Here is a 24,566-nt window from a genome sequence, read left to right on the forward strand (position 1 = left end):
CTCGGGGGTGCGGCGCTCAGCGTGCGCCCGCGCTCCTGTTGTGCTCGTCGGTGTTCGTGGACCGCTGATTCGACTGGTTCGACTGATCCGTGCTCCGGGCGTCCGGCTTGCTGTCCTGCTGGGTGCTGTCGGTGCTCCGGCCGTTCTGCTCGTCGGTGGCGGGAGCGTTGGGCCGCTGGCCCATCAGGCGCCCCAGGTCGAGGCCGTCGACCCCGAAGCCGAAGTTCTGCAACGGGTTCGAGTTCGCGCCGAGACCCGCATCGGGGGAGCCCTGGCGGTCGTGGGCAGTGCCGTCCGGGGTGGCGCGGCGATCGTTGCCCCGGGCCGTGCCCTGGGCATCGCCCTGCGACGAGTTCGCCGCACCGCCCTGGGCGGAGCTGGCGGAATTGTCCTCGGCCGAGGCCGAAGCGCCGCCGCCCTGAGTCGAATTCGGCGCGGCGCCGTCCTTCGAGCCCCGGCCGCTGTCGACCGCGGCGCCGCCGCCCTGGGTCGAATTCGATGCGGAGCCGTCCTGCGAGCCGCGCCCGCTGTCGACCGAGGCGCCGCCCTGGGACGACGCGTCCGGGCCGGACCGCTGTGCGTCGGTGTTGCCGCCCTGGCTGTCGGTCTGAGCGCCCTGACTGTTGGCGTTCCCGCCCTGACTGTTCAGACCGGGCGGGGTTGCCGTGCCATTGCTGGGATCCGCGGTCGCGGCGGGGGCCGCGGCCGCCAGGGTCACGAGACCGGCCGATACTGCTGCGACCGTCCACTGCAGGATGCGCGAAGTTCGGTAGGTGGTCATGAGGTCATTAAATAACGACCTACTGGTCCGTAGCCGCTGCCCGAGATCGTTCAGCGTGTCGCGGGGTCGGGCGTGTCGAAGATTGCGAAACGGTAGCCACACCCTGCAAACGCGGCAACGCCGACCGGTTCGCGCGGGCCTGGGAGGGCGGATGCGCGGGGCCGGTCGGCGTCGGGGGTGACCACCCGACTTGGTCACCGCGGGCTGGGCCGGATTCCGGACGGCCCAGCGTCTTGATCAGCTGGCGTAGGCGCGGAGCCGGTCGGCCCGCTCGCCCTTGCGCAGCTTGGCCATGACCTCGCGCTCGATCTGCCGCACGCGCTCGCGGGACAGGCCGAACAGCTTGCCGATTTGGTCGAGGGTGCGCGGCTGGCCGTCGTCGAGGCCGAAGCGCAGCCGGATGACCTGCTGCTCGCGCTCGTCGAGGGTGGCCAGCACACTGCGGACGTCGCGGTGCATGAGACCCGCGATGACCGCGCTCTCGGCGGAGGTGGCCTCGGAGTCCTCGATGAAGTCGCCGAGCGGGGCCTCCTCGTCGTTGCCGACGGGCATGTCGAGGCTCACCGGGTCGCGGCTGTGGTCGAGCAGGTCGGCGATCTTGTCGACGGGGATGCCGGACTCGCGGGCCAACTCGTCGTCGGTGGCCTCGCGGCCGAGCTGCTGATGCAGTTCGCGCTTGATGCGGGCCAGCTTGTTGACCTGTTCGACGAGATGGACGGGCAGGCGGATCGTGCGGCTCTGGTCGGCCATGCCGCGGGTGATGGCCTGGCGAATCCACCAGGTGGCGTAGGTGGAGAACTTGAAGCCCTTGGTGTAGTCGAACTTCTCCATCGCCCGGATCAGGCCGAGGTTGCCCTCCTGGATGAGATCGAGCAGCGGCATCCCGCGACCGGTGTAGCGCTTGGCCAGCGAGACGACCAGCCGCAGATTGGCCTCGAGCAGGTGCTGCCGCGCGGCCTGGCCGTCGCGGACGATGAACGCCAGATCGCGTTTGCGCGTGGCGGACAGCCGCTTGCTCGTCTCCAACAGGTGCTGGGCATAGAGACCCGCCTCGATGCGCTTGGCCAGCTCGACCTCGTCGGCCGCCGTCAGCAGCGCCGTTTTGCCGATACCATTGAGGTAAACGCGTACCAGGTCGGCGGCGGGGCTCTGGGCGTCGAGGTCCGAATCGCTGGCGCGCACTCCAGTGGTGGCGGGGCTTGTCATGACTTGCCTCCTGTCGGTGGTGTCTCACTCCGAACAACGGACCCGACACTGGGAAAGTTCCCCGCGGCGATCGCCGTAAACCGCGCTGAGCTGCGGTTTCCATCACTCCCATCTGAGAAGTTCCTAAGAAGGGAGCGGCGACCCGGCCGGGAGCGTTCCGTGACCGCGTACATCGTTGCTTCCGCTGAGACCTACCCGAGGATTCGAGCAGTAAGCCGGTGGGCTTCGGATCACACGATGTCGACGGGATGGATGAGTCCGTGCCGGACCAAACCGGTGGTCACCGTCAGTGCGGCCGCTCGGAGTTCGGGCGTGGCGCTCGTGCCGGTGTGGCCGAAAGCGAGCAATTCGACCAGCTCGTGCAACGGCAGACCGTCGTGGCGCATTCCCGCCAGCAGCGCCGCGGCCGTGTCATCGATCTCGTGCTGCCAGCGCGGCCCGTCCCCGCGATGGGCGCGCACGACCCGCTGCTCCCATCCGTCGGGACCGGGCAGGTACACCCGTTCCAGCGCGGTGGCCGGATCGACCGCGAAACGTGCTGTCCAGGCGCGGTTCTCGTCGGCCGCGACCGCGCGCAGCCACGCCGACCGCTCGAAGTACCGCACGGCCTCCTCGCCGAGCGGATCGTCGAAGCCGTGGGTGAGGTCCTCGGCGAGCAGTTCGGTCGGCCCGTCGATCGCCCGCAGATACACGAACCCGAACCCGATCCCCTCGACGTCGGCGGCGGCGAACGCGTCCAGCCACCGCTCGGCCCGGCGCTGGGATTCCGGATCGCGCGGATCGAGACCGGCGTCACGCAACCAGGTCCCGACGTACAGGGCCGGATCGGCGATATCGCGCTGCACGATCCACGCGTCCACCCCGTGGTCGGGCAGCCATGAGGCGACCCGGCCGCGCCAATCCTCCCCGTCGACGTGCACCCACGACGCGAGCATGGCCGCGGTCCCGCCCGGATTCAGCATTCCGGGCGCCTGCCCGATCACCAGTTCGCTCGCCCCGTCGAGGGCCAGCCCCGAGTCCCGATAGGTGTGCTCGACCCGGGCCGGTCCGACCACGAACGGCGGATTGGCCACCACCTGATCGAACCGCCGCCCGGCCACCGGCTCGAACCAGGACCCCGCCCGCAGTTCGAGGTCGAGCCCGTTGAGCGCGGCCGTCGCCTCGGCCAGCCACAGCGCGCGCCCGCTGATATCGGTTCCGGTGACGGCGTCGGCGTAGGCGGCGGCGTGCACGGCCTGCACCCCGCACCCGGTCCCCAGATCGAGCACCGAGCCGACCTTCCGGGTAGGGGTCGCGCGCAGCAGCGACAGCGACGCCTGACCGACGCCCAGCACATGATCGGCACTCAACGAGCGCCGCCGCATGGCGTCGTCGAGATCCGACAGCACCCACCGCGTGCCCGCCCCCAGATCCAGCGGCCGCAGATCGAGCGCGGCCCGGATCTGCGCCCCGTCGCGCGCGAGCAACCCGGCCGCGATCGCCCGATCGAGTGCGACGGGGGCCAGGGCCGCGGCCGCCTCACTCTCGGACACCGGATCGCCGAGCAGCAGCAACCGGACCAGCGTGCCCAGTTCCCCCGCGTCGCGCACCGCCCGGCGCACCGGGACCGGCTCCGAACGGCCCATGGCCGCATGGGCATCCGGCCCGAGCACCGCGAGCAGGGTGTCCGCGTCGTAGCGCACCCGGGTCAGCGCGGCCCGTAGGTCGGGGGCGAGCGCGGCCAGCTCGGAGACGGTCGTCGTGCGATCGGTCGGCATAGCAGCGACTCTGCCACCGCTACCTCCGGGCATTCGCCGTGGGTCCCGTTAAGTCCCAAGGTGATTCCGGGTCGAAATGTCTGATTCCCTGTTATTGTGACCTCGCTCACTAGGAGGTTGCAGGTGCAGGGACGAGATGTCGATCGACCGGTGGGGGAGTGGGACGAGGTGTACGCCAGCCCCGAATTCCAAAGCCTGCGAAGACGTTTCCGGGTCTTCGTCTTTCCGATGACCGTGCTGTTCCTCGCCTGGTACGCGCTGTACGTGCTGCTCGCCGACTACGCGCACGGGTTCATGTCGGCGAAGGTGGCGGGCAACATCACCGTCGGGCTGATCTTCGGTCTGCTGCAATTCGTTTCGACGTTCGTGATCACCGCGCTCTACGTGCGTTACGCCGATCGTCGCCTGGACCCGCTGGCCGACGAGCTGCGCGAACGAGTGGAAGGGGCGCGCGAATGACCGGCGTGCTGGCGGCGGCGATCGAGGGCAGCCGCCCCGGTCTGAACATCACCATCTTCCTGATCTTCGTGGCGATCACGCTGATCATCGTGTTCCGCGCCAGCCGCGACACCCGCACGGCCGCGGACTATTACGCGGCCGGTCGCGCGTTCTCCGGTCCGCAGAACGGGATCGCGATCTCCGGCGACTACCTGTCCGCGGCGAGCTTCCTCGGCATCGCGGGCGCGATCGCGCTCTACGGGTACGACGGCTTCCTCTATTCGATCGGCTTCCTGGTGGCGTGGCTGGTCGCGCTGCTGCTGGTGGCCGAATTGCTGCGCAACACCGGCAAATTCACACTCGGCGACGTGCTGGCCTTCCGGATGCGGCAGCGTCCGGTGCGCGCCGCGGCGGCCACCTCGACGCTCGCGGTGAGCCTGTTCTATCTGCTCGCCCAGATGGCCGGGGCCGGTGTGCTGGTGTCGCTGCTGCTGGGCGTGTCCGGCGAACTCGGCCAGAACCTGGTCATCGCGGTGGTGGGCGCGGTGATGATCGTCTACGTGCTCGTCGGCGGCATGAAGGGCACCACCTGGGTGCAGATCGTCAAGGCGGTCCTGCTGATCGGCGCGGCCGCGGCCATGACGGTGTGGGTCCTGGCCCACTACGGGCTGAACCTGTCCTCGCTGTTGCAGGACGCGGTCGATCACGGCGGCAAGACCGGCGCGAAACTGCTCGAACCGGGCTTCAAGTACGGCAAGTCCGACACCTCCAAACTCGACTTCCTCTCCCTCGCACTGGCTCTCGTGCTCGGCACCGCCGGACTGCCGCACGTGCTCATGCGCTTCTACACCGTGCCGACCGCCAAGGACGCGCGCCGATCGGTGGTGTGGGCGATCGGGCTGATCGGGCTGTTCTATCTGTTCACCCTCGTCCTCGGCTACGGGGCGGCGGCGCTGGTCGGCCCGGAGAAGATCGCCAAGGCGCCCGGCAAGGAGAACGCCGCCGCGCCCCTGCTGGCCCTCGAACTGGGCGGACCGCTGCTGCTGGGATTCGTTGCGGCCGTTGCCTTCGCGACCATCCTCGCGGTGGTGGCCGGGCTGACGATCACCGCCTCGGCGTCGTTCGCCCACGACGTGTACGCCAACGTCATCAAACGCGGGCGCGGCGAGAGCGGCGACGGCGAGGTGCGGGTCGCCCGGATCACCGCCGTGGTGATCGGTGCGCTCGCCATCCTCGGCGGGATCGTGGCCAAGAATCAGAACGTGGCGTTCCTGGTGTCGCTGGCCTTCGCGGTCGCGGCCTCCGCGAATCTGCCGACGATCCTGTATTCGCTGTTCTGGCGGCGGTTCAACACCAGCGGCGCGCTGTGGAGCATCTACGGCGGGCTGCTGGTGACGGTCGTGCTGATCGTGTTCTCCCCGGCCGTATCGGGCGCGCCCACGGCCATGCTCGAGAACGCCGACTTCGACTGGTTCCCGCTCGCGAATCCCGGCCTGGTCTCGATCCCGGTGTCGTTCCTGCTCGGTTGGCTCGGCACCGTCCTGTCCCGCGACCGCGACGACGCGAAATACGTTGAGATGCAGGTTCGTTCGCTCACGGGGGCGGGAGCGGAGAAGGCGGTGCGGCACTGAGCGCGGCGCCCGGCGCGGCGCGGAAGGTCTTGCGGTAGGTCAGCGGCGGCACGCCGAGTTCGGCGCGCATGTGATGCCGCAGCGACGACGCCGTCCCCATTCCGGCCGCGCGGGCGACCTCGTCGATGGACAGATCGGTGGACTCGAGCAGGTGCCGCGCGTGCCGCAACCGTTGCTGGAGGAGCCAGGTGCCGGGCGCGAGCCCGGTCTCGGCCTTGAAGCGACGGGTGAAGGTGCGCACGCTCATTCGGGCGTGCCCGGCGAGCGTGGCGAGGTCGAGTTCGCGGTCCAGATGCCGCAGCGCCCACGCCCGGGTGGGCGCGGTGCCGTCCGAACCGTTCACCGGCACCTGCCGGTCGATGAACTGGGACTGCCCGCCCTCGCGCCACGGCGGCACGACGCAGTAGCGCGCGGTCCGGTTGGCGACCTCGCTGCCGTGATCGGTGCGCAGCAGATGCAGGCACAGGTCGAGTCCCGCCGCCAAACCCGCTGAGGTGCAGACGTTTCCGTCCTCGACGAACAGCAGATTCTCCTCCAGCCGCACCTTCGGGAACAGGCGGCGGAACTCGTCGGCGAACGACCAGTGCGTGGTCGCGCGGCGCCCGTCGAGCAGCCCCGCGGCCGCCAGCACGAACGCGCCCGTGCAGATCGACACGATCCGCGCGTCGGGCCGGATGCCGCCCAGCGCTCGGGTCAATTCGCTCGGCAGAACGCCGAATCGGCGCGCGTCGGGCTGCTGGGTGCCCGGCACGATGACGGTATCCGCGCTCGCCAGCGCCTCGGGCCCGTCCTGCGGCACCATCGCGTACCCCCGCGTCGTGCGCACCGGCTCGGTGCTCAACCCGCACAACCGCACGTCGTAGAGCGGGCTGCCGTCCGCGGCCTCCGCGCTGCCGAGCACGGTCGGCGGAATCGTGGCGTCGAAGCCGATCACCGGCTCGAGGAGGAGCACCGCGACCCGATGGAGCGGACTCATCGCCGGGGGCTGCGGGAGGTCAGGCAGTAGACGCCCCCAGTGGGATCGGTCATCACCAGCCAGCTCGTCCCCGACCGCACGCGGCGCGCGCCGAGGGATTCGTGCCACACGGCCACCGCCTCGGGATCCGAACAGGCGATATCGAGATGCGCGGCCGCGGGGCCGTCATCGGCCAAGCGCTGCAACAGGATTCGAATGGGCAGCTCGTCCGGCACCGCCAGTCGCACGAATTCCGGAAGGTCGGCCGCGCGCGCGTCCCACCCGGTCAGCTCCGACCAGAATCGCGCCTCGGCGTCGAAGGCGCTGCCCGGAATGTCCAGGCACACCTGATCGATCGAGCTCAGCGTGTCCCCGGGACCGCGCACCGGCTCGGGCACCCGCGTGCCGTCCTCGGTCGTCAGGCAGAACGCGATGCCCGCGGGCGACCGTGCCAGCGACCAACCGTCGTGATCGGCCACCAGCTCCGCCCCGAGCTCGGTGGCCCGCCGCCGCGCGGCCGCCAGATCGTCCACGTCCAGGTCCAGATGCGCCCCGCCCGGCCCGCCCACCGCCTGCGCGCGCAGGCACGGATCGCCGGTCGCCGGTTCGAGGGTCGCGAATTCCTTGTTGCGCCCGGACCTTTCGGACAGGGTGGTCGCCGACACGGCGGTCCAGAAGGCGAACGCCTCGTCGAACATCTCGGCGGGTCGATCGATGAAGGCCCAGTTCCAGCGGATCACGCGGTCTCCTCTCAATGGCCGGATGTTGACGGATTGTGTCATTCAGGCCACTCGTCCACAACACCCGCCCCGGGGGACGATCTCTGCCGTGACCGAACTGCGAGAACCCACGGGGACAACGGAATCGAGGAATCGGCTGGGCGTGCACCCGGCCTGGTTCGTCGCGCTCATCGGCTTCTTCGCGCTGATCGGCGCGGCCGGATTCCGCTCGGTGCCGAGCGTGCTCATGGATCCGCTGCACGCGGAGTTCGGTTGGTCGCACGGCACCATCGGGGCGGCGGTGTCGGTGAATGTGCTGCTGTACGGGCTGATCTCACCGTTCGCGGCGGCGTTGATGGACCGGGTGGGCGTGCGGTTGGTGGTGGCCGGGTCGCTGCTGCTGGTGGCGCTGGGCGCGGGGCTGACGGTGTTCATGACCCAGGCGTGGCAGCTGTGGGCGTTGTGGGGCGTGCTGGTCGGGGTCGGCGTGGGCTCGATGTCGATGCCGTTCGTGGCGACCGTGACCGGACGCTGGTTCGTGCGGCATCGCGGGTTGGTGACCGGTCTGCTCACCGCGGCCGGGGCCACCGGGCAGCTGGTGTTCCTGCCGTTGGTGTCGACGCTGGCGACGCACTACGGGTGGCGCACGCCCTCGGTCGTGGTCGCGATCATCGCGCTCGCCGCGGTGCCGCTGGTGCTGTTGTTCCTGCACGACTTCCCCAGCGATGTCGGGGTGCTCGCGTACGGGGCCGAGCCGGGCAGCACGATCGGGCTGCGCAAGGTCGTGCGCGGCGGCGCCACCCGCGCGGTGCGGGTGTTGGTGACGAGTCTGAACAAGCCCGTATTCTGGCTGCTGGCAGGCGGTTTCATGGTGTGCGGCGCGTCCACCAACGGGCTCGTGCAGACGCACTTCGTATCCGCCGCGCACGATCACGGGATGCCGGTCACCACCGCGGCGAGCCTGCTCGCGGTCGTCGGCGTCTTCGACGTGGTGGGGACCGTGCTGTCGGGCTGGCTGACCGACCGGATGGACTCGCGCTGGCTGCTGGGCGTCTACTACACACTGCGCGGCCTGTCGCTGCTGACATTGCCGTCGCTGCTCGGCCCGCAGGCCCAGCCGAGCATGTGGGTGTTCATCATCTTCTACGGCCTGGACTGGATCGCGACCGTGCCGCCGGTGGTGCAGCTGTGCCGGGAGCACTTCGGCGACGACGGGCCGGTGGTGTTCTGCTGGGTGTTCACCTCGCATCAGCTCGGCGCGGCGATCGCCGCGACCGGCGCGGGCGTCATCCGCGACCTGCAAGGCAACTACGACCTGGCCTGGTACCTCGCGGGCGGCCTCTGCGGCCTCGCGGCGATCATGTCGCTGGCGATCCGGCGCAACCGCCCGGCGGCCGACCTACGGCCCGCCTGATCAGCCCTCGACGGTCCTCCTGATCAGCCCTCGATCGAACGGTGCTGCCCCGATTCGAGGGCCTTGGCGGCGCGGCGCTCGTCCCAGCGGCTCGGCTCGTCCTTGCGGCGCGGCGGCCGGTCGTTGGCGATGAGCACCGCCATCCATGGCAGCGGCACCGAGACGCCGATGATGATCAGCGAGATCAGCCAGTTGTGCCAGGCCCCGTAGGCGAACGCGGCCAGCAACAGGCACGGGATCCGGAACCCCATGAGCAGCATGTACCGCCGCACCCGCGCCCGATGCTGATCCTCGAGCGAGGGCGCCGCCTCGGTGATCAGCACCGGATCCTTGTCGCTGCCCGGGAAATAGCCCGTACTCCCCGCACCGGATCGGGCGGGTCGGGGAACGGAACCGGGCGGACGAATCTCGAATTCGGGTCGGACACCCCCGTCGCGGCCTTCGGCATCGGGCGCATCGCCGTCACGCTGCATGTCTCGAGTCTTCCACTCCGCAAGATCGAATGCACACGCGGCAACCTCCCCCGACTTTGACATCATGGACTCATGAGCTCCGATACCCTCGTTCGCCCGGACACCGACACGACCACCGACGAGTCCACCGGCAGCGACATCCCCAAGTACTTCCACTACGTCAAGAAGGACAAGATCGCCGAGAGCGCCGTCATGGGCACCCACGTCGTCGCCCTCTGCGGCGAGGTGTTCCCGGTCACCAAGTCCCCCAAGCCCGGCTCGCCGGTCTGCCCGGAGTGCAAGCGCATCTACGAATCGCTGCGCAAGGACTGACGCCTCCCGGCGAGGGTGACCCCGCCCGCTATCGCGATGGCCGCCGCGGCGGCGAATGTCGTCGCGCCCCAACCGAACCAGCCCACCGCCGCCGCGCCGAACGCCGTGCCCAGGCTGCCGCCGACGAAGTAGACGACCATGTAGGCGCTGTTGAAGCGCGCCGGTGCGCTCGGATCGATGGTCAGGATCGTGCTCTGGTTGGCGACCTGCGCGGCGAACAGCCCGGCGTCGAACAGCCCCAACGCCAGCAGGGCCGTGCCCGTGTGGGACACCGCCACGGTCAGGGCCACCGCGCTGACCAGCGCCAGGGCGAGGCCGATCAGGATCACCCGCCGCGCCCCGATCCGATCGGTCCACACCCCCGCGACCCGCGTGGCGGCGACCCCGAGCAACCCCGCAAAGGCGTACGCGCCGATCCGCTCGGGCGAGTACGAGTACGGCGGCTGCGACAACGCCACCGGCAGCCCCGCCCACACCGTGCAGAAGGCGAAGAACCACACCGTGCCCCGGCCCGCCGCGCACCGCAACGCCGGATACCGCCGATACAGCGCGGGCAGACCACGCAGCGTCGCCAGATAACTCGCCGTGGCCGTACCCGCCGCGCCCGGCAGCGCGAAGCGCCCCACCACCGCGACGACCAGACACGCCCCCGCGAACACCAGCAGCGTCCCTCGCCACCCGACCGCCTCGGTCAGCCAGCCGCCCACGAACCGCCCCGCGAGAATCCCACCCGAGATCCCCGCGGTGACCGTCCCCAGCACGGTCGCCCGCCGCCCCGGCGGCGCGAACCGCCCCGCCACCGAACTCAATTGCGCCCCAACCGAAGACCCCGCCCCGATCACCCCCACCGCCAACCCGAGCACCCCCGGCGACCCGACCCCCGCCGCGACCGCCAAGGCCACCGCGAGCCCCGCGAACTGCGCCGACACCACCACCCGCGCCGCGAACCGATCCACCAGCGGCACCAGCACCGCCAACCCCACGAGATACCCCACCGGCCCGCACGCCAACGCCGCCCCCACCGCCGCCAGCGAAGTATCAAGTGCCCCAGCCACTTCCGCGATGGCGGGCTGCAACACGTAGATGCTAGCCGTCCCCAACGCCGCCGCCACCGCCGCGAACCCCACGACGGGCCCCCGCAACACCGGCCCGGACGTCTTCGCGATGAGATCGATTTCCATGCCTCGACGGTAGGAAGATCATCACCGGCGATCCGGCGGGAAACGGCCGCGATAGTTCGGCCTTACCCGAATCCGCCCGCGACATGGATCTCCCAGACCCGATCGAACGGAATCTCGGCGAGGAATTCGTCGACCGGCTGACGACCGTTCCGCGCATTGGCCCAGATATTGTGCAGATCGAGCGCTGCTCGCCGAGACCGTGCGGACGCTGGACCCCGTCCTCGTTCCCCACCCCGAAAACTGGTGGCTTCGCACGAGCAACCCGTGCCGATACCGTCGGATCATGCGCAAAATCTTCGTCACCGCGGCCGTCGGCGTCGCGCTGCTGGCCCCGCTCTCATTCGTCGGCGCGGGCACCGCGAGCGCGCAACTCCCCACCGGTTCGGCCGAGATCCCCCCGTCCTGTGTCGGCAAGATCGACCCGCTCACCTTCTACATCCAGTCCCTGTTCGGCACCCAGCCGCGCGCCTGCCTGTGACCCGCTGACCGGAAGCCGTTGTGGCGCAAGCCGATCGCTACGAGGCCCGGCCCCACGACGGCGCCTCGTCCTCCGGCGGCCGCACGGCCCCGGACTTCGTTTCCCGCGCCACGGCCTTCGGCACCGACCGCAGCCGCCGCGTGAGCCAGTGGGCGATCTTGGTCCATCGGCTCACCCGCGCGGGCCAGAGTTCCTGCACGGTCGCGTTGAACTCCGCGCCGAGGATCACCGCGAAACCGAGGAAGAAGGTGAACAGCAGGAAGGCGATCGGCGTGGCGAGCGCGCCGTAACTGACGCCCGTCCGCGTGACCCAGCTCAGATATCGCCGCAAACCCTCACTGGCTGTCATGAAGAACACACCCGCCACGAGCGCGCCCCCGAACAGTCGATGCCACGGCAGCGACCGATGCAGCGCGAACTTGTAGAGCGTGGTCAGCCCGACGATCAGCAGCAGACCCGTGGCGGGGTAGTAGAACGCGTCGATCAGCCGCAGCCCCGGCTCCCGCCAGATCCCGGGCAGCAACCGCCCGATCAGGGTCGGCCCGATCGCCACCAGCGGCAGCACGAAAACGGCGACCACCAGGAACAACACGTACAACCACAGCGCGAACAGCCGCTGCCACACCGGATGTCGCGCCTCGGCCTGCCCGTGCGCGGCCACGATGGAATCGACAAAGGTCGACATCGCCGACGATCCCGCCCACAGCGACAGCACGAACCCCACCGACACCACCTCGCCGCGCCCGCGTTGCAGCACGTCCCGCACGGTCGGCGCGATCAGATCGTCGACCACGCTCGGGTTGAACAGGTTCCGGCTGAAGCTGATGATCTTGGTCTCGACGATCTGCACGGTGTCGGGCCCGAACCACCCGCCCACGTACCCCAGACTGCCCAGCAGCCCGAGCAACAGCGGCGCGAGCGACAGCGTCTGCCAGAACGCCGCCGCCGCCGACTTCGTGAAGATCGAATCGTCCCAGGCCTTCCCGGCCACCCGCAGCGCGAGGCGCCCACCCGTGCGCGCGGCCCGTCCCGCGCGCTCGCCGACGGCCGCGGCGTAGGCGCTCGCGACGACGCGCAGGGGATGTCTGCCGGGTTTCTGCATGATGGTCCCAGCATTGCCCACCCCGGCCCGAAATACCGGATCACCGACGAAACGTGTTCAGGGTGTTCTCCGACACACGACCGGCGGACTGGAACCGTGTCGGGGGCACTCGCTAATCTCTCTGGAGTGACTTCGGGTGGTGGCGGTTCGTTACGTGCATGGCAGCGCAGGGCTCTCACCAAATACCTGACGACGAAGCCACGCGACTTCCTCGCCGTCGCCACGCCCGGCGCCGGTAAGACGACGTTCGCGCTGCGGTTGGCCTCGGAGTTGCTGGCGGACCGCACGGTCGATCAGATCACCGTCGTCGCCCCCACCGAACACCTCAAGCATCAGTGGTCGGCCTCGGCCGCGCGGCTCGGCATCGCGCTGGACTCCAACTTCTCCAACTCCACCGGCGGCACCTCCGGCGACTACCACGGCGTCGTGGTGACCTACGCGCAGGTGGCCTCGCATCCGTTCAAGCATCGGGTGCGCACCGAGAACCGCCGCACGCTGGTGATTCTCGACGAGATCCACCACGCGGGCGACGCCAAGAGCTGGGGTGAGGCGGTCGGCGAGGCGTTCGGCGACGCGACCCGGCGACTCGCGCTCACCGGTACGCCCTTCCGCAGCGACGATTCGCAGATCCCGTTCGTCGCCTACGAACCCGACGAGTCCGGCTTCCCGCGCTCGCGCGCCGACTACACCTACGGCTACTCCGAGGCGCTGGCGGACGGCGTCGTGCGGCCCGTGGTGTTCCTGGCCTACTCCGGCGAGGCGCACTGGCGCGACAGCGCGGGCGACGAGTACTCCGCCCGCCTGGGCGAACCGCTCAGCGCCGAGCAGACCGCCCGCGCCTGGCGCACCGCGCTCGACCCCGCCGGGGACTGGATGTCGAAGGTGTTGTCGGCGGCCAACACCCGCCTCGCACAGAAGCGCGCCTCCGGCATGCCCGACGCGGGCGGCCTGGTGATCGCCACCGACCAGGAGAAGGCGCGCGACTACGCCGAACTGCTGGAACACATCTCGGGCAGCAAACCCACGGTCGTGCTGTCCGACGATCCGACCTCCTCCAAACGCATCGGCGAGTTCGCCGCCAGCACCGAACCGTGGATGGTCGCGGTCCGCATGGTGTCCGAAGGTGTGGACGTGCCGCGCCTGGCCGTCGGCGTCTACGCCACCAGCGCCTCGACCCCGCTGTACTTCGCCCAGGCCATCGGGCGTTTCGTGCGTGCCCGCCGGCCCGGCGAGACCGCGAGCGTATTCCTGCCGTCGGTGCCGGTGCTGCTGGATCTGGCCGCGCAGCTCGAGGTGCAGCGCGATCACGTCATCGGCAAACCGCACCGGCAGAAGGAGATGCTCGACGACGAGCTGCTGCTCGACGCCAACAAGCAGAAGGACGAGCCCGGCGAGGAGGAGCGCGCGTTCGTCGCCCTCGCCGCCGACGCCGAACTGGACCAGGTCATCTACGACGGCGACTCGTTCGGCACCGCCACCTTCTCCGGCAGCGACGAGGAGGCCGACTATCTCGGCATCCCCGGCCTGCTCGACGCCGAGCAGATGCGAGCCCTGTTGCGGGACCGGCAGACTCGCCAGATCAAGGAGCGCACCGCCGCCGCCACGGCCCCCGAACCGGGCCCGAGCGCCGCGGCCGCCGCCGAACGCGTCGCCACCGCCGACCGCCTGGGCGAGTTGCGCCGCGAGCTCAACAGCCTCGTCGCCATGCATCATCATCGAACGGGCAAGCCGCACGGCGTGATTCACGGCGAGCTGCGCCGCGAATGCGGGGGACCGCCCACCGCGCTCGCCACCGCCGAACAGCTCACCGAGCGGATCGCGGCCCTACGCCGGATGTGAGACCGCGCCGGGCCACGCCGCCATCGCCCGATCGATCGACCGGTGCAGCTGGGTCGGCCCGGCCCCGTCGCGGGCCTGCACCGACAGGCCGAACAGCACCGTGCCGTAGAAGTCGGCCAGCTCGGCGGTATCGGTCTCCGCGGGCAGCTCGCCCTCGGCGACGCCGCGATCGAGCCGGGCGCGAATGTCATCGATTGTGCGCCTGCGCTTTTCGATGAGGAAGTCGCGAACGGCGGTGTTGCGGGTGGTGTAGGTCGAGCCCGCGAGCACGACCATACAGCCGCGCGGGGTGCTGTCGTCGGCGTAGGCGGCGGCGTTGTCGCGCAGCATGGCCTCGATGCTGGCGCGCGCGGTCGGCTCCGCGCGCAAGGCCCGCCCGGTGTGGCCGCCGTCGGTGCGGCCGTAGAGCTCGACCGCCTCCCGGAACAGTTGCTCCTTGCCGCCGAAGGCCGCGTACAGGCTGGGGGAGTTGATGCCCATGGCCGCGGTGAGGTCGCTCATCGACGTGCCCTCGAAACCGTGTTCCCAGAACACCTCCATGGCCCGGCGCAACGCGAGGTCGCGATCGAAGGCGCGGGGTCGTCCGCGTTCGGCCATGGGCGACATCCTTTCTGTGTCGATCGTTAAATATACCCCTTGACACCGTCGCGTGACCTCTGCTTCGCTAATTATGTATTGATCGACACAGAATTGAAGGAGTGCAGATGAACGACCTGACCGGCGCCGCGGCCCTCGTCACCGGCGGCAGCAGGGGCATCGGCGCGGCCATCGCGCGCGGACTCGCCGCGGCCGGGGCGGACGTGGCGCTGACCTACCGCACCGGCGCGGACCGGGCCCGAAAGGTGGTGTCGGACATCGAATCCCACGGCCGCCGCGGGCTGGCGATCCAGGCCGACAGCGCCGACGCCGAACAGGTGACCGCCGCCGTGCACCGCGCCGCCGACGAATTGGGCCGCCTCGACATCCTGGTCAACAACGCGGGCATCTTCCCCGCCAAGCCGTTCGGGGAGTTCACCGTCGACGAGATCGACCACGCCCTGCACATCCATGCCCGCGCCGCCTTCGTGGCCGCCCAGGCCGCCGTCACCCACATGCCCGAGGGCGGCCGCATCGTCAGCATCGGCTCCAACCTCTCCGAACGCGCGATCTTCGGCGGCGTCGCCCTCTACAACCTGAGCAAGTCCGCCCTCAACGGCTTCACCCGCGCCCTGGCCCGCGAACTGGGCCCGCGCAATATCACCGTCAACCTCGTCCAACCGGGCTCCACCGACACCGACATGAACCCCGCCGACGGCGCCCACGCCCCCCGACAACTCCACTTCAACGCCCTCGGCCGCTACGGCCGCCCCGACGACATCGCGGCCGCGGTAACCTTCCTCGCCTCACCCGCGGGCCGCAGCATCACCGGCGCGACCCTCACCGTCGACAACGGCACCAACGCCTGAGCGGAACGTGAAACGCTGTTCCGCAAGGGTTTTCGGGAGGCGCGCCCGCCCGACATCAGCGCGCGAAGTAGCGGCCCGGTGAGACGCCCACCGCGCGCCGGAAGGCGGCGACGTAGGCGCTCGGGGTCGCGTAGCCGACCCGGTCGGCGATCCGGGCCACCGGTAGTCCGGCGGCCAGCAGGGGTAGCGACGCCGCCAGGCGGGCCTGGGTTCGCCACTGGCCGAAAGTGATTCCGGTCTCCGCGAGGAACACGCGCGCCAGGGTGCGGGGGCTGGCGGCGGCCTCGGGCGCGAACCGGGCGAGGGTGCGGTCGTCGGCCGGATCCCGCAGCAGGGCCTCGGCGACGCGCCGCGCGCGGGGGTCGGTCGGCATCGGCGCCCCGACGGGGATCACCTCGACGGGCTCGAGCAGATCGAAGACGACCGCCTCCGCGCGGGCGCGCCGCGCGGCGTCCAGATCCGAGCCCACCGGCTCGCGGACCCGGTACATATCGCCCGCGGTGAGGTAGTCGAACAATTCGTGCAGCAACCCGCTCACCCGCAGCAGGGCCGGACCGCCGAACGCCACCCGACAGCGGTCGGGCTCGACGAAGATGCCGCGCATGGCCGCCCCGCCGGACGTCCCGGTGCGGTGCGGCGTCCCGCCGGGGATCCACAGCGCCCGCGTCGGCGGCAGCACCCACAACCCGCCCTCGACCTCCACCGACAGGACTCCCTGTGCGGCCCAGGCGATCTGGTGCTGCGGGTGCCGGTGTCGCTCGAACCAGTGGCCTGCGGGAACGACGCCCTCGGCCAGCACCATGGCCGTGGGCCCGGTCGTCGCGGCCACCAGCGGATCTTGACCGTTCGGCGACATGATCTGTCAGCGTAGCGTCTCCCGGTCAGCGTCGGCGAACCCTACCGTCGAAACCATGCCCATGAATCTCGTCCATCGCCTGCTCTGCCGCTCCGCCCTCTGGGAACGCGCCAGTACCGAACGCATCGTGCCCTGGGCGCTCGACGGGATCGACCTCGGCGACGCGACCGTGGAGATCGGCCCCGGCTACGGCGCGAACATTCGCGCGCTGTGCGGTCGCACGGCCGAGCTCAGCGGCGTCGAGATCGATCCGGCCCTCGCCGCCCGCCTGCGCGCCCGGCACGCCGACTCGATGCGCGTCGTCGAGGGCGACGGCGCGGCGATGCCGTTGCCGGACAACCGATTCAGCGCCGTGGTCAGCTTCACCATGCTGCACCACGTCCCCACCCCCGCCCAGCAGGACTCCCTGTTCGCCGAGGCGTTCCGCGTCCTGCGCCCCGGCGGCGTCTTCGCGGGCAGCGACGGCCTGGACTCCCCCGGCTTCCGCCTGCTCCACCTCGGCGACACCTGCGTCCCGGTACCGCCGACGACCCTGCCCGACCGGCTGAAACGGGCCGGATTCACCGACGTGCGCGTCGAATCCGGGCGCGGGAGTTTCCGTTTCCACGCCCGGCGCGGGTAGACGGCCGGACCGGCTCATCACCCGAGCCGGTCGGTGGGTTGCCCGAATGTATTCGGGGCGGTCCTACCGGCGGTGACGGCTCTCGCTCACCCGGTCGCACTCATCGGCGGCGCGAAATAGGCTGCGGGATCGAGGTTGTCGAGCGGCGTCCAGCGGGCGGGTGGGGTGTCCGGAGCCGGTTCGTCCGCGAGGGCCCGGCCGTACCCTTGCAGATCCAATGCAAGCCAGGGATTTTCGTCCACCCGGCGGGCCAAGGCGTAGCAGGTCGCCAGAAAATGCAGGCATCGCGGATTGCGGGCGGGACAGGAACAGTCGCTCGCGACCAGCCGGGGTGCGACGACATGCCCTGCGCCGGTGAGCGATTCGTGCAGCGCGTCGGTGAGCTCGACGGCGGTGGCGGGGAGGTGGTCGGCGATCGAGCGGGACAGCGGCGCGAACTCCAGGTGGGTCACCGACGCCTGCCCACCGCGGTGGATGTGGGCGCGCACGATGGTGGCCTCGATCTCGAGCGTGACGCCGCCGTTGCGGGCGATGCTGCGGGCGCGGGGGAGCAGCGGTTCGGGGCGGGTGAGGGAGAGGGGTTCGGCGAGGCGCACCCAGTCCATGCCCCAGCGGGTGTATCCGAATTCGTTGTCGGCCAACTCAATTGCCTCGCTTCCGGCGCAGCAGATCCAGCAGTTGCTCGTCGTCCAGGCGCGCCAGGGCGGCGACGAGGGTGTGTTCGGCGCCGTCGAGGTCGGCGAGCGCGGATTTGCGCGCGTGCATGGCGGCGATGTGTTCCTCCACGGTGGTGCTCGTGGTGAGGGTGGTGACGGTGACGGGCCGCGTCTGGCCGATGCGATGCGCGCGATCGGACGCCTGGGCCTCCACCGCCGGATTCCACCAGCGATCGAAGTGGATGACGTCGGCCGCGCGGGTCAGGGTCAGCCCGGTGCCCGCCGCGCGCAGGCTCAGCACCAGGATGGGCGGCCCGTCGGGGGCCTGGAACCGGGTGACGATCTCCCCGCGCTCGGTCGCGTCGAGCCCGCCGTGGAAGAACGGCGCGTGCACGCCGAACCGTTCGGCGCAGTGCCTGACCAGTAATTCCCCGGTCCGTCGATACTGCGTGAAAACCAATGTGGGCGAGCCGGATTCGAGATTGTTCGCGAGGATGTCGAAGCACACGTCGAATTTCCCGGACCGGCCGGGCAATTCGCTCAGATCGCCGTCGATCAGTCCCGGATGGTTGCACACCTGCTTCAACCCGGTCAGCGCCGCCAGCACCCGGCTGTGCCGCTGGGCGCCGGAGCCGAAACCCTCGGCCTCCGCCTTCGCCAGCAGCCGATCGTAGGCCCGCTGCTGCTCCTCGGTCGGATCGCAGACCAGATCGGTGTGGATCTTCGGCGGCAGCGCGGCGGCGACCTGAGACTTCCTGCGCCCCAACACGATCGGCTCGAGCGCGTCGCGCAACCGCACCACGGCCTCGTAGGACCCTTCGTGAATGGGCCGCACGAAGCGCCTGCGGAACTGCGCCTTGTGCGTGAACGCCGCGGGGGTGACGAGGTTCAGCAACGCCCACAGCTCGTCGAGATGGTTCTCCACCGGCGTCCCCGTCAGCGCCACTCGCGCCCGCGCCCGGATCGCCCGCGCCGCCTTGGACACCTGCGTGCGCGGGTTCTTGAGCACTTGCGCCTCATCGAATATCGCTGTGGCCCAGTCGATCTCGGCGAGCTCGTGACCGTGCCCGCGCAATGTCGGATAGCCGGTGACTACGACCGTCCCCGCCTCGGTCGCGACCTCCCCGCCCCGCCAGGCGACCGGCCGCAGTTCGGGGGCGAACCGTTCGATCTCGTGCACCCAGTTGCCGACCAGCGACGTCGGACACACCACGACCTGCGCCCCCGCCTCGGCCCGCCCGACCAGGAACCCGATGGCCTGCAAGGTTTTCCCGAGCCCCATCTCATCGGCCAGCACCGCCCCGCCGTGCACCGCGGTCGTTTCCCGCAACCAGGCGACGCCCCGCGCCTGATACGGCCGCAACTCCGCCTTCAACCGCGTTCCCAATTCGGTCGCGACCGCCCGGGTGTCCGCGAACGCCCGCACCGCACGGTCGGCCGAGACGACCGCCGAGCCCGCCGCATTGGGCACGGCGTGCCCGGCCACCGGCACCCGATCCGCCCACCCGGCGACATCGTCCCGCTCGACCGCCGAGCGCCACGCGACGAGCGACGCGCCCGCCCGCTCGAAACCCAACGCCGCCAACCGATCCGGTTCGGCCACCAGGCAGGGCACGGGTGCGATCGAGAATCCGCCTCCGGCAGCGGGAATCGCCAGGTCGACGAGTTCGGTGGGAAGGGTCGAATCGTCCCGGGACCGCGCGGAGTCGCCCTCCGCGATCACGGGCAACGGACCGGGCGCGTCCTCGGCCCAGGTCCACAGAGCGAACAGGTGCCGGTCGGGCAGGTAGGTGGCGTGTGTGGTGGGCAGAGTGAACCCCTTATCCTCGTACTGCGTACGGAGTAGTGTAACTCCGTACGGCGTACCGACATTCCGCGAGGGGCATTTCGTGACCGACGACACACCCGGGGACCAGGCCGAACGCCTGCTGACGCTGCTGTGGCGCGAGGTGGCGCCCCCGCGCACGAAGGCCCGCGGCCCCAAACAGGCCGTCAGCGTGGACGACGTCGTGCGCGCGGGCGTCGCCCTGGCCGACCGCGACGGCTACGACAAGGTCTCCATCCGCGCGGTCGCCGCCGAACTCGGCCTAGGTCCCATGAGCCTCTACACCTACGTACCGAGCAAGGACGCGCTCCTCGTCCTCATGGTCGACGCGGTCGCCGACGAGGACCCGCCCATCGATCCGGCCCTCCCGCCCCGCGAGCGCATGGCCGCCATCGCGCGCGCCATCCGCGCCGAACTCCTGGCACACCCGTGGCTACTGGAGGTCCCCCCGTGGCGACAAGTGTTGGGCCCCGGCCGCTTACGCCGCTACGAACGCCAACTGACCGCCCTCGACGGCCTCGGCTTCGACGACCTGGAACTGGACCGCATCATCTCGGTCCTCTCCGAGTTCGCGTCCGGAAACGCCCGCACCGCCGTCGCCGCCCGCCGCGGCGCCGCCGAGATGACCGACGCCCAATGGTGGGACCTCCACGGCCCCTTACTGACCCGCCTCATGCCCCCCGACCGCTTCCCGCTATCCGGCCGAGTGGGCCAAGCGGTAGGGGAGACCTACCAGGCCCCCGGCGACCCCGACGGAGACTTCGAATACGGCCTCGCCCGCCTCCTCGACGGCATCGCGCGCCGGACCCGGGACGTGTAGGGGGTCGAAAGTCGGCCGCCCCCCCGGGGGAACGCGGGTCGCGGCGAAAGTCGGCCACCCTTCGGCGAAACCCGGGCTCCCGCCAGCGTCGGCCGCCTCCCCGAGAAGGCGGGTTCCCGCGAAAGTCGGCCTCCCAGTACACGAAAGCGGGCGACCTCGAAAGGTCGCCCGCTGTGGGTTGTTCGGTTGACGGATTCAGTTGTCGAGCGGACGTGAAGGAGCTGGATTACAGCGCCGGGGCCGCTTCCGTGTCGATCACGGCCTCGAGTTCGCGCAGGCGCGCCATGTGCTCGTTGGCGTGATGCTGGCAGAAGAGCAACTCGCCACCGCCGGGAAGGGTCGCGCGCACCCGCGCGGCCGCCCCGCAGCGGTCGCAGCGATCGACCGCAGTCAGTGGGGTGCTGGTCAGTGTTCCTGGCATGACTCCTCCGTCCTGGCTCCCGGCGCAGAAAGCCGTTCGCCTGGGTGTGGGGCCCACGGTCCCCCCGTGGGCTCGCTACCGCTACTTCCCAGCAGTGGCAATGACTACTCTGTCAGACGTTCGGGACGGGGGCTTTGTTCCCGGAGATGTTTCTCTGTGTTTTCCCTAACATGACCAGGCATTTCGCTGAAGGCGAACACGATGGTCAGTACGGGTGCTCGAAGGGTGTCCACCTCCGCGAACAGGCCGATCCAGTTGTCTTGTCGGCAGATTACCCCGGCCTACCGACACTCACACTCGGGTTTCGGCAAACTTCGAGGCCACCCGGGTGTGACCTGCGTTATGGTGCAGCCATGATCGCCCCGGATGCCCGAATTGCCAAGGCGCGCACGCTCGTTCACATGTGCACCCGCGACGACTACGAAACCGCACGTCGGGAGGGGCAGCGCCGGGCGCCGTCATTGGTGAGCGAGGGGTTCACCCACCTGTCCGCGCCCACCCAGGTGCACCTGCCCGCGAATCGGCTGTTCGCTGGTAGCGAAGATCTTGTTCTGCTGTGGCTCGACCCCGACGCGCTCGATGCGCCGGTGCGGTGGGAACCCGGCGTACCCGGCGATCCGGAGGCCATGCGCTTCCCGCATCTGTACGGTCCGATCCCGATGGCCGCGGTGCTCCGGGTGACCGACTATCGACCGGGGCCGAACGGCGTTTTTCCGGAAATATCGGACATTTGACCTAGGGTGGAACCGTGAACGTCGACGTGACAGCGCTGCCCGGTATCGGGGTCCGCAAGGATTTCGAGGCCCGATCCGGTCGCCGGATCGGCGTGGTCGCCCATCGTGACGGGGGTCTCGATCTCATCGTCTCCAAAGCCGACGACCCCGACGCCTGCGCGGCCCAGGTGCCGCTCAGCACCGACGAGGCGGCCGTGCTGGCGAATCTGCTGGGCGCTCCGCAGCTGGTCGAGCGGCTCAACGAGGAGCATCGCGAGATGGCGGGCATCGTGACCCGGCAGCTGCCGATCGGTGAGTCGTCCCCCTATCAGGGTCGCGAGCTGGGGGAGACGCGGATGCGGACGCGGACCAAGGCGTCGATCGTCGCGGTCATGCGGGCCGGGCAGGTCTCCCCGTCGCCGGGGCCGGACTTCGTGCTGGCCTCGGGCGATCTGTTGGTGGTGGTGGGCACTCCGGCCGGACTGGACGCCGCGCTCGAGATCCTGACCGACGGGTGACGGTGTGCATTCGACGGCTCTAGCACTCGTTCAACTCGGTTCCATCCTGTTCGTGCTGGGAGTGCTGGGGCGCGTCGCCGGACGATTCGGCATGTCACCGATTCCGCTGTATCTGTTGGGGGGACTGGCCTTCGGGCAGGGCGGCGTCATCGAGCTGAAGTCGGCGGTCGAATTCGGTCACGTGGCCGGTGAGATCGGCGTGGTGTTGCTGCTGCTGTTGCTCGGACTGGAGTACACCGCGCCCGAACTCGTGACGGGACTGCGGCGTTCGTGGCTCGCGGGTGTCTTCGATCTGGTGGCCAACGCGACTCCCGGCGTGGCGGTGGCGCTCATCCTCGGATGGGGTGCGACCGGGGCGGTCACCATGGGCGGGGTCACCTACATCTCCTCGTCGGGGATAGTGGCCAAGGTGCTCAACGACCTCGGGCGCCTGGGCAACCGGGAGACGCCGGTGGTGTTGTCGATCCTGGTGTTCGAGGATTTGGCGATGGCGGTGTATCTGCCGATCCTCACGACCATGCTGGCCGGGGTCGGCTATCTCGCCGGGCTGCGGTCGCTGGCGATCGCGCTGCTGGCCATCACGTGCGTGCTGGTGATCGCGTTGCGCTACGGCCGGTACGTGTCGGCCATCGTCGACAGCTCCGATCGAGAAGTGTTCCTGCTCAAGCTGCTCGGCGCGGCCCTGCTCGTCGCCGGGCTCGCCTCGGCGCTCAATGTCTCCGCGGCGGTCGGCGCGTTCCTGCTCGGCATCGCGATCTCCGGCTCCACCGCCCAGAACGCCGCCAAACTCCTCGAACCCCTCCGAGACCTGTTCGCCGCCATCTTCTTCGTGGCCTTCGGCCTCAACACCGACCCCCGTTCCATCCCACCCGTCCTCGCCTGGGCGATCCTGCTCGCGCTGATCACCCTCCTCACCAAAACCGCCACCGGCTGGTGGGCCGCCCACCGCCAGGGCATCCGCCGCCTCGGCTCCGCCCGAGCAGGCGCCGCCCTCGTAGCCCACGGCGAATTCTCCATAGTCATTGCGGGCCTTGCCGTCTCGCTAGGCACCGTCGACAAACAACTGGCCGCCCTGGCCTCCGCCTACGTCCTCATCATGGCCGTCCTGGGCCCCATAACCGCCCGCCTCGTAGAACCCACCATCCGCCTCCTCCAACGCCACCCCACCCCACCCCCCACACCCCCCGCCCTGGAATCCACCGAACCCCACCCGGGCGTCCGCACCGAATAACGCCCCCAGGCAAGCCAACCCAGCCGCACCCCTTATTCGAATCCGCACCCCCTACAAGCCCCCACAAAGAGTGCGAATCCCAACAAGGTGTGCGGCTGTACTGCTGGCGGGGCAAACCCAGCCGCACCCTTTATTCGAATCCGCACCCCTTGCAGCCCTATACAACGTGTGCGGATCCGAATAAAGGGTGCGGCTGGGGTCGTGGTCAGGTGGGGGACCGCCGGGCGTCTCGGGCTCGTTCCAGGTAGCGGGAGGAGGCGACCGCTATCGAGCCGGAGGCGAGGCCGACGAGGACGGCGGTGAGGTGGCCGTAGTCGGTGAAGGTGCGGCCGCGCCAGGCGGCGAGGGCGTACCAGATCAGGAGGGCGGCGATCCAGAGGACTCGGGTGCGGCCGCGAAGGTGATAGGCGAGGGCGGCCAGCACGGCCGAGAAGCCGTAGGAGGCACCGACATCGGCGGCCACGGTCACCTTGAGGGGAATGAGGTGGTGGTCGACGGCGTAAGCGATGCCGGTCACCACGATCACCGTCGCGACCACATGGCCGACGGCGAAGATCGCCATCCATCGCAGCGAGCCGAGCCAGCGTTCGGCGAACGCCATGACCGTCAGCAACCCCAGGATGATCGTCCACGGAAACCCGCCCTCGGTCCAGAACGCCGACGCCACCAGCACCTGCACCGGATCCCGTTGCATATTGTGCAGATTCGTCGACGCCGACAGGATCAGCCGATGCCCGGCGAAGTCGCTGATCCCGCGCAACGTCCACCACGTCACGAACAACGTGAACGCGTACGCGCAACTGGCCGGAGCCGCCGCGAGATGATCGTGCGCGGCCCGCAACGCCCGATACCACCGCGGCTTACGCCCCCACCACACCCGCACCGCCCGCACCCCGTCCGCCGGTTCGACCGTGCGCGTCCAGGGCGAGCGGTAGTAATCCAGTACGGAAGCACCCACACCAGCAAGTCTCCCGCGATCCGGCCCGCCACGCTCCCCGACGCGCCCGCACCCCCTTCACCCTGACGCCGCAGCCGCGCGGCCGCCGCACCCGGAACCCCCAGCCGCGCGCCCCGCTGCATCCGGGCCACCTCAGCCGTGCGCCCCCGCTACGCCCGGAACACCCCAGCCGCACTCGCACCCCCACCCGACACGTCCCTAACACCCGAAACAAC

Annotated in this window: 27 protein-coding genes; 12 read left to right on the forward strand and 15 right to left on the reverse strand. The window is 70.1% G+C overall.

Annotated elements, in window-relative coordinates; translation table 11 throughout:
- Window positions 1-16 precede the first annotated feature (16 nt).
- The 3 genes from ACFYTQ_RS02700 to ACFYTQ_RS02710 form a co-directional block, all read right to left on the reverse strand.
- Window positions 17-781, reverse strand: coding sequence for a hypothetical protein (locus ACFYTQ_RS02700; protein ID WP_387356512.1), 765 nt, complete (start codon window positions 779-781; stop codon window positions 17-19).
- A 237-nt stretch (window positions 782-1,018) separates the two neighbouring features.
- The gene (locus tag ACFYTQ_RS02705) at window positions 1,019-1,987 is read right to left on the reverse strand and encodes a sigma-70 family RNA polymerase sigma factor (protein WP_387356514.1); all 969 of its coding nucleotides are present in this window, start codon (window positions 1,985-1,987) and stop codon (window positions 1,019-1,021) included.
- A 230-nt stretch (window positions 1,988-2,217) separates the two neighbouring features.
- Entirely contained in the window at window positions 2,218-3,744 is a 1,527-nt protein-coding gene (locus ACFYTQ_RS02710) for a methyltransferase (protein WP_387356516.1), read from the reverse strand.
- Window positions 3,745-3,867: 123 nt separating this feature from the next.
- Here ACFYTQ_RS02710 and ACFYTQ_RS02715 point away from each other — a divergent pair, with 123 nt between their 5' ends.
- Together ACFYTQ_RS02715 and ACFYTQ_RS02720 are read left to right on the forward strand one after the other, a co-directional pair.
- Window positions 3,868-4,203: a DUF485 domain-containing protein gene (locus ACFYTQ_RS02715; protein WP_387356518.1), complete on the forward strand. Its 336-nt coding sequence runs from the start codon at window positions 3,868-3,870 to the stop codon at window positions 4,201-4,203.
- A complete protein-coding gene (locus ACFYTQ_RS02720; RefSeq protein ID WP_387356520.1) occupies window positions 4,200-5,813 on the forward strand; it encodes a cation acetate symporter in 1,614 nt (537 codons plus the stop codon). The genes ACFYTQ_RS02715 and ACFYTQ_RS02720 overlap by 4 nt, the downstream gene beginning before the upstream one ends.
- Here the strand turns inward: ACFYTQ_RS02720 and ACFYTQ_RS02725 are convergent.
- Together ACFYTQ_RS02725 and ACFYTQ_RS02730 are read right to left on the reverse strand one after the other, a co-directional pair.
- The gene (locus tag ACFYTQ_RS02725) at window positions 5,776-6,789 is read right to left on the reverse strand and encodes a GlxA family transcriptional regulator (protein ID WP_387356522.1); all 1,014 of its coding nucleotides are present in this window, start codon (window positions 6,787-6,789) and stop codon (window positions 5,776-5,778) included. The genes ACFYTQ_RS02720 and ACFYTQ_RS02725 overlap by 38 nt on opposite strands.
- Window positions 6,786-7,508 (reverse strand): VOC family protein, encoded by a 723-nt coding sequence (locus tag ACFYTQ_RS02730; protein WP_387356524.1) that lies wholly within the window; start codon window positions 7,506-7,508, stop codon window positions 6,786-6,788. The genes ACFYTQ_RS02725 and ACFYTQ_RS02730 overlap by 4 nt, the downstream gene beginning before the upstream one ends.
- Before the next feature lie 88 nt (window positions 7,509-7,596).
- Between ACFYTQ_RS02730 and ACFYTQ_RS02735 the strand changes: the two genes are divergently transcribed.
- Window positions 7,597-8,901, forward strand: a complete 1,305-nt coding sequence (locus ACFYTQ_RS02735; RefSeq protein WP_387356525.1) for an MFS transporter — start codon at window positions 7,597-7,599, stop codon at window positions 8,899-8,901.
- Window positions 8,902-8,924: 23 nt separating this feature from the next.
- On the opposite strand, the gene ACFYTQ_RS02740 is transcribed toward ACFYTQ_RS02735, so the two are convergent.
- Window positions 8,925-9,374 carry a DUF3099 domain-containing protein gene (locus tag ACFYTQ_RS02740; protein WP_387356527.1) on the reverse strand — a complete coding sequence of 150 codons (450 nt, stop codon included), beginning with the start codon at window positions 9,372-9,374 and terminating at the stop codon, window positions 8,925-8,927.
- Between the two features lie 72 nt (window positions 9,375-9,446).
- Between ACFYTQ_RS02740 and ACFYTQ_RS02745 the strand changes: the two genes are divergently transcribed.
- Entirely contained in the window at window positions 9,447-9,686 is a 240-nt protein-coding gene (locus ACFYTQ_RS02745) for a DUF3039 domain-containing protein (RefSeq protein ID WP_387356528.1), read from the forward strand.
- On the opposite strand, the gene ACFYTQ_RS02750 is transcribed toward ACFYTQ_RS02745, so the two are convergent.
- Both ACFYTQ_RS02750 and ACFYTQ_RS02755 read right to left on the reverse strand, forming a co-directional pair.
- Window positions 9,662-10,867: an MFS transporter gene (locus tag ACFYTQ_RS02750; RefSeq protein ID WP_387356529.1), complete on the reverse strand. Its 1,206-nt coding sequence runs from the start codon at window positions 10,865-10,867 to the stop codon at window positions 9,662-9,664. The genes ACFYTQ_RS02745 and ACFYTQ_RS02750 overlap by 25 nt on opposite strands.
- Window positions 10,868-10,929: 62 nt before the next feature.
- Window positions 10,930-11,139, reverse strand: a complete 210-nt coding sequence (locus ACFYTQ_RS02755; protein WP_387357014.1) for a DUF692 family multinuclear iron-containing protein — start codon at window positions 11,137-11,139, stop codon at window positions 10,930-10,932.
- Window positions 11,140-11,150: 11 nt separating this feature from the next.
- Here ACFYTQ_RS02755 and ACFYTQ_RS02760 point away from each other — a divergent pair, with 11 nt between their 5' ends.
- Entirely contained in the window at window positions 11,151-11,345 is a 195-nt protein-coding gene (locus tag ACFYTQ_RS02760; protein WP_387356531.1) for a hypothetical protein, read from the forward strand.
- A 37-nt stretch (window positions 11,346-11,382) separates the two neighbouring features.
- Here ACFYTQ_RS02760 and ACFYTQ_RS02765 read toward each other — a convergent pair whose 3' ends face one another.
- Complete coding sequence (locus ACFYTQ_RS02765; protein ID WP_387356533.1) at window positions 11,383-12,447, reverse strand: YihY/virulence factor BrkB family protein; 1,065 nt, start codon at window positions 12,445-12,447, stop codon at window positions 11,383-11,385.
- A 126-nt stretch (window positions 12,448-12,573) separates the two neighbouring features.
- Between ACFYTQ_RS02765 and ACFYTQ_RS02770 the strand changes: the two genes are divergently transcribed.
- On the forward strand, window positions 12,574-14,286 hold the full coding sequence (locus ACFYTQ_RS02770) for a DEAD/DEAH box helicase (RefSeq protein WP_387356534.1): 1,713 nt from the start codon (window positions 12,574-12,576) through the stop codon (window positions 14,284-14,286).
- Here the strand turns inward: ACFYTQ_RS02770 and ACFYTQ_RS02775 are convergent.
- The gene (locus tag ACFYTQ_RS02775; RefSeq protein WP_387356536.1) at window positions 14,272-14,883 is read right to left on the reverse strand and encodes a TetR/AcrR family transcriptional regulator; all 612 of its coding nucleotides are present in this window, start codon (window positions 14,881-14,883) and stop codon (window positions 14,272-14,274) included. The two genes, ACFYTQ_RS02770 and ACFYTQ_RS02775, sit on opposite strands and share 15 nt — an antisense overlap.
- Before the next feature lie 107 nt (window positions 14,884-14,990).
- Between ACFYTQ_RS02775 and ACFYTQ_RS02780 the strand changes: the two genes are divergently transcribed.
- On the forward strand, window positions 14,991-15,731 hold the full coding sequence (locus tag ACFYTQ_RS02780; RefSeq protein ID WP_387356537.1) for an SDR family NAD(P)-dependent oxidoreductase: 741 nt from the start codon (window positions 14,991-14,993) through the stop codon (window positions 15,729-15,731).
- A gap of 55 nt (window positions 15,732-15,786) precedes the next feature.
- Here ACFYTQ_RS02780 and ACFYTQ_RS02785 read toward each other — a convergent pair whose 3' ends face one another.
- Complete coding sequence (locus tag ACFYTQ_RS02785) at window positions 15,787-16,587, reverse strand: AraC family transcriptional regulator (RefSeq protein ID WP_387356539.1); 801 nt, start codon at window positions 16,585-16,587, stop codon at window positions 15,787-15,789.
- Window positions 16,588-16,642: 55 nt separating this feature from the next.
- Here ACFYTQ_RS02785 and ACFYTQ_RS02790 point away from each other — a divergent pair, with 55 nt between their 5' ends.
- A complete protein-coding gene (locus tag ACFYTQ_RS02790; RefSeq protein ID WP_387356540.1) occupies window positions 16,643-17,209 on the forward strand; it encodes a class I SAM-dependent methyltransferase in 567 nt (188 codons plus the stop codon).
- A gap of 86 nt (window positions 17,210-17,295) precedes the next feature.
- On the opposite strand, the gene ACFYTQ_RS02795 is transcribed toward ACFYTQ_RS02790, so the two are convergent.
- Window positions 17,296-17,850, reverse strand: coding sequence for a hypothetical protein (locus tag ACFYTQ_RS02795; RefSeq protein WP_387356542.1), 555 nt, complete (start codon window positions 17,848-17,850; stop codon window positions 17,296-17,298).
- 1 nt (window position 17,851) lies between these two features.
- Window positions 17,852-19,636 (reverse strand): DEAD/DEAH box helicase, encoded by a 1,785-nt coding sequence (locus ACFYTQ_RS02800; protein ID WP_387357016.1) that lies wholly within the window; start codon window positions 19,634-19,636, stop codon window positions 17,852-17,854.
- Window positions 19,637-19,754: 118 nt separating this feature from the next.
- Between ACFYTQ_RS02800 and ACFYTQ_RS02805 the strand changes: the two genes are divergently transcribed.
- A complete protein-coding gene (locus ACFYTQ_RS02805; RefSeq protein WP_387356543.1) occupies window positions 19,755-20,510 on the forward strand; it encodes a TetR/AcrR family transcriptional regulator in 756 nt (251 codons plus the stop codon).
- Between the two features lie 226 nt (window positions 20,511-20,736).
- On the opposite strand, the gene ACFYTQ_RS02810 is transcribed toward ACFYTQ_RS02805, so the two are convergent.
- A complete protein-coding gene (locus ACFYTQ_RS02810) occupies window positions 20,737-20,931 on the reverse strand; it encodes a hypothetical protein (protein ID WP_387356544.1) in 195 nt (64 codons plus the stop codon).
- Between the two features lie 353 nt (window positions 20,932-21,284).
- Between ACFYTQ_RS02810 and ACFYTQ_RS02815 the strand changes: the two genes are divergently transcribed.
- From ACFYTQ_RS02815 to ACFYTQ_RS02825, 3 genes are read left to right on the forward strand one after another with little or no spacing between them, the layout of a single operon-like run.
- Window positions 21,285-21,665 (forward strand): DUF952 domain-containing protein, encoded by a 381-nt coding sequence (locus ACFYTQ_RS02815; RefSeq protein WP_387356545.1) that lies wholly within the window; start codon window positions 21,285-21,287, stop codon window positions 21,663-21,665.
- Between the two features lie 14 nt (window positions 21,666-21,679).
- Window positions 21,680-22,162: a cation:proton antiporter regulatory subunit gene (locus ACFYTQ_RS02820; protein ID WP_387356546.1), complete on the forward strand. Its 483-nt coding sequence runs from the start codon at window positions 21,680-21,682 to the stop codon at window positions 22,160-22,162.
- A gap of 4 nt (window positions 22,163-22,166) precedes the next feature.
- Complete coding sequence (locus ACFYTQ_RS02825; protein ID WP_387356548.1) at window positions 22,167-23,393, forward strand: cation:proton antiporter; 1,227 nt, start codon at window positions 22,167-22,169, stop codon at window positions 23,391-23,393.
- Between the two features lie 205 nt (window positions 23,394-23,598).
- Here ACFYTQ_RS02825 and ACFYTQ_RS02830 read toward each other — a convergent pair whose 3' ends face one another.
- Window positions 23,599-24,351 (reverse strand): rhomboid-like protein, encoded by a 753-nt coding sequence (locus tag ACFYTQ_RS02830; protein WP_387356549.1) that lies wholly within the window; start codon window positions 24,349-24,351, stop codon window positions 23,599-23,601.
- Window positions 24,352-24,566 lie beyond the last annotated feature (215 nt).

The organism is Nocardia sp. NPDC004068 (assembly GCF_042874315.1).
Lineage (GTDB): Bacteria > Actinomycetota > Actinomycetes > Mycobacteriales > Mycobacteriaceae > Nocardia.

Excerpts from the sequence above, each read along its gene's own strand:
- ACFYTQ_RS02815 (WP_387356545.1), top strand. The coding sequence starts at position 21,285 with ATGATCGCCCCGGATGCCCGAATTGCCAAGGCGCGCACGCTCGTTCAC.
- ACFYTQ_RS02710 (WP_387356516.1), bottom strand. The coding sequence starts at position 3,744 with ATGCCGACCGATCGCACGACGACCGTCTCCGAGCTGGCCGCGCTCGCC.
- ACFYTQ_RS02720 (WP_387356520.1), top strand. The coding sequence starts at position 4,200 with ATGACCGGCGTGCTGGCGGCGGCGATCGAGGGCAGCCGCCCCGGTCTG.
- ACFYTQ_RS02780 (WP_387356537.1), top strand. The coding sequence starts at position 14,991 with ATGAACGACCTGACCGGCGCCGCGGCCCTCGTCACCGGCGGCAGCAGG.
- ACFYTQ_RS02765 (WP_387356533.1), bottom strand. The coding sequence starts at position 12,447 with ATGCAGAAACCCGGCAGACATCCCCTGCGCGTCGTCGCGAGCGCCTAC.
- ACFYTQ_RS02740 (WP_387356527.1), bottom strand. The coding sequence starts at position 9,374 with ATGCAGCGTGACGGCGATGCGCCCGATGCCGAAGGCCGCGACGGGGGT.
- ACFYTQ_RS02785 (WP_387356539.1), bottom strand. The coding sequence starts at position 16,587 with ATGTCGCCGAACGGTCAAGATCCGCTGGTGGCCGCGACGACCGGGCCC.
- ACFYTQ_RS02745 (WP_387356528.1), top strand. The coding sequence starts at position 9,447 with ATGAGCTCCGATACCCTCGTTCGCCCGGACACCGACACGACCACCGAC.
- ACFYTQ_RS02775 (WP_387356536.1), bottom strand. The coding sequence starts at position 14,883 with ATGGCCGAACGCGGACGACCCCGCGCCTTCGATCGCGACCTCGCGTTG.
- ACFYTQ_RS02700 (WP_387356512.1), bottom strand. The coding sequence starts at position 781 with ATGACCACCTACCGAACTTCGCGCATCCTGCAGTGGACGGTCGCAGCA.
- ACFYTQ_RS02790 (WP_387356540.1), top strand. The coding sequence starts at position 16,643 with ATGCCCATGAATCTCGTCCATCGCCTGCTCTGCCGCTCCGCCCTCTGG.
- ACFYTQ_RS02705 (WP_387356514.1), bottom strand. The coding sequence starts at position 1,987 with ATGACAAGCCCCGCCACCACTGGAGTGCGCGCCAGCGATTCGGACCTC.
- ACFYTQ_RS02750 (WP_387356529.1), bottom strand. The coding sequence starts at position 10,867 with ATGGAAATCGATCTCATCGCGAAGACGTCCGGGCCGGTGTTGCGGGGG.
- ACFYTQ_RS02725 (WP_387356522.1), bottom strand. The coding sequence starts at position 6,789 with ATGAGTCCGCTCCATCGGGTCGCGGTGCTCCTCCTCGAGCCGGTGATC.
- ACFYTQ_RS02810 (WP_387356544.1), bottom strand. The coding sequence starts at position 20,931 with ATGCCAGGAACACTGACCAGCACCCCACTGACTGCGGTCGATCGCTGC.
- ACFYTQ_RS02760 (WP_387356531.1), top strand. The coding sequence starts at position 11,151 with ATGCGCAAAATCTTCGTCACCGCGGCCGTCGGCGTCGCGCTGCTGGCC.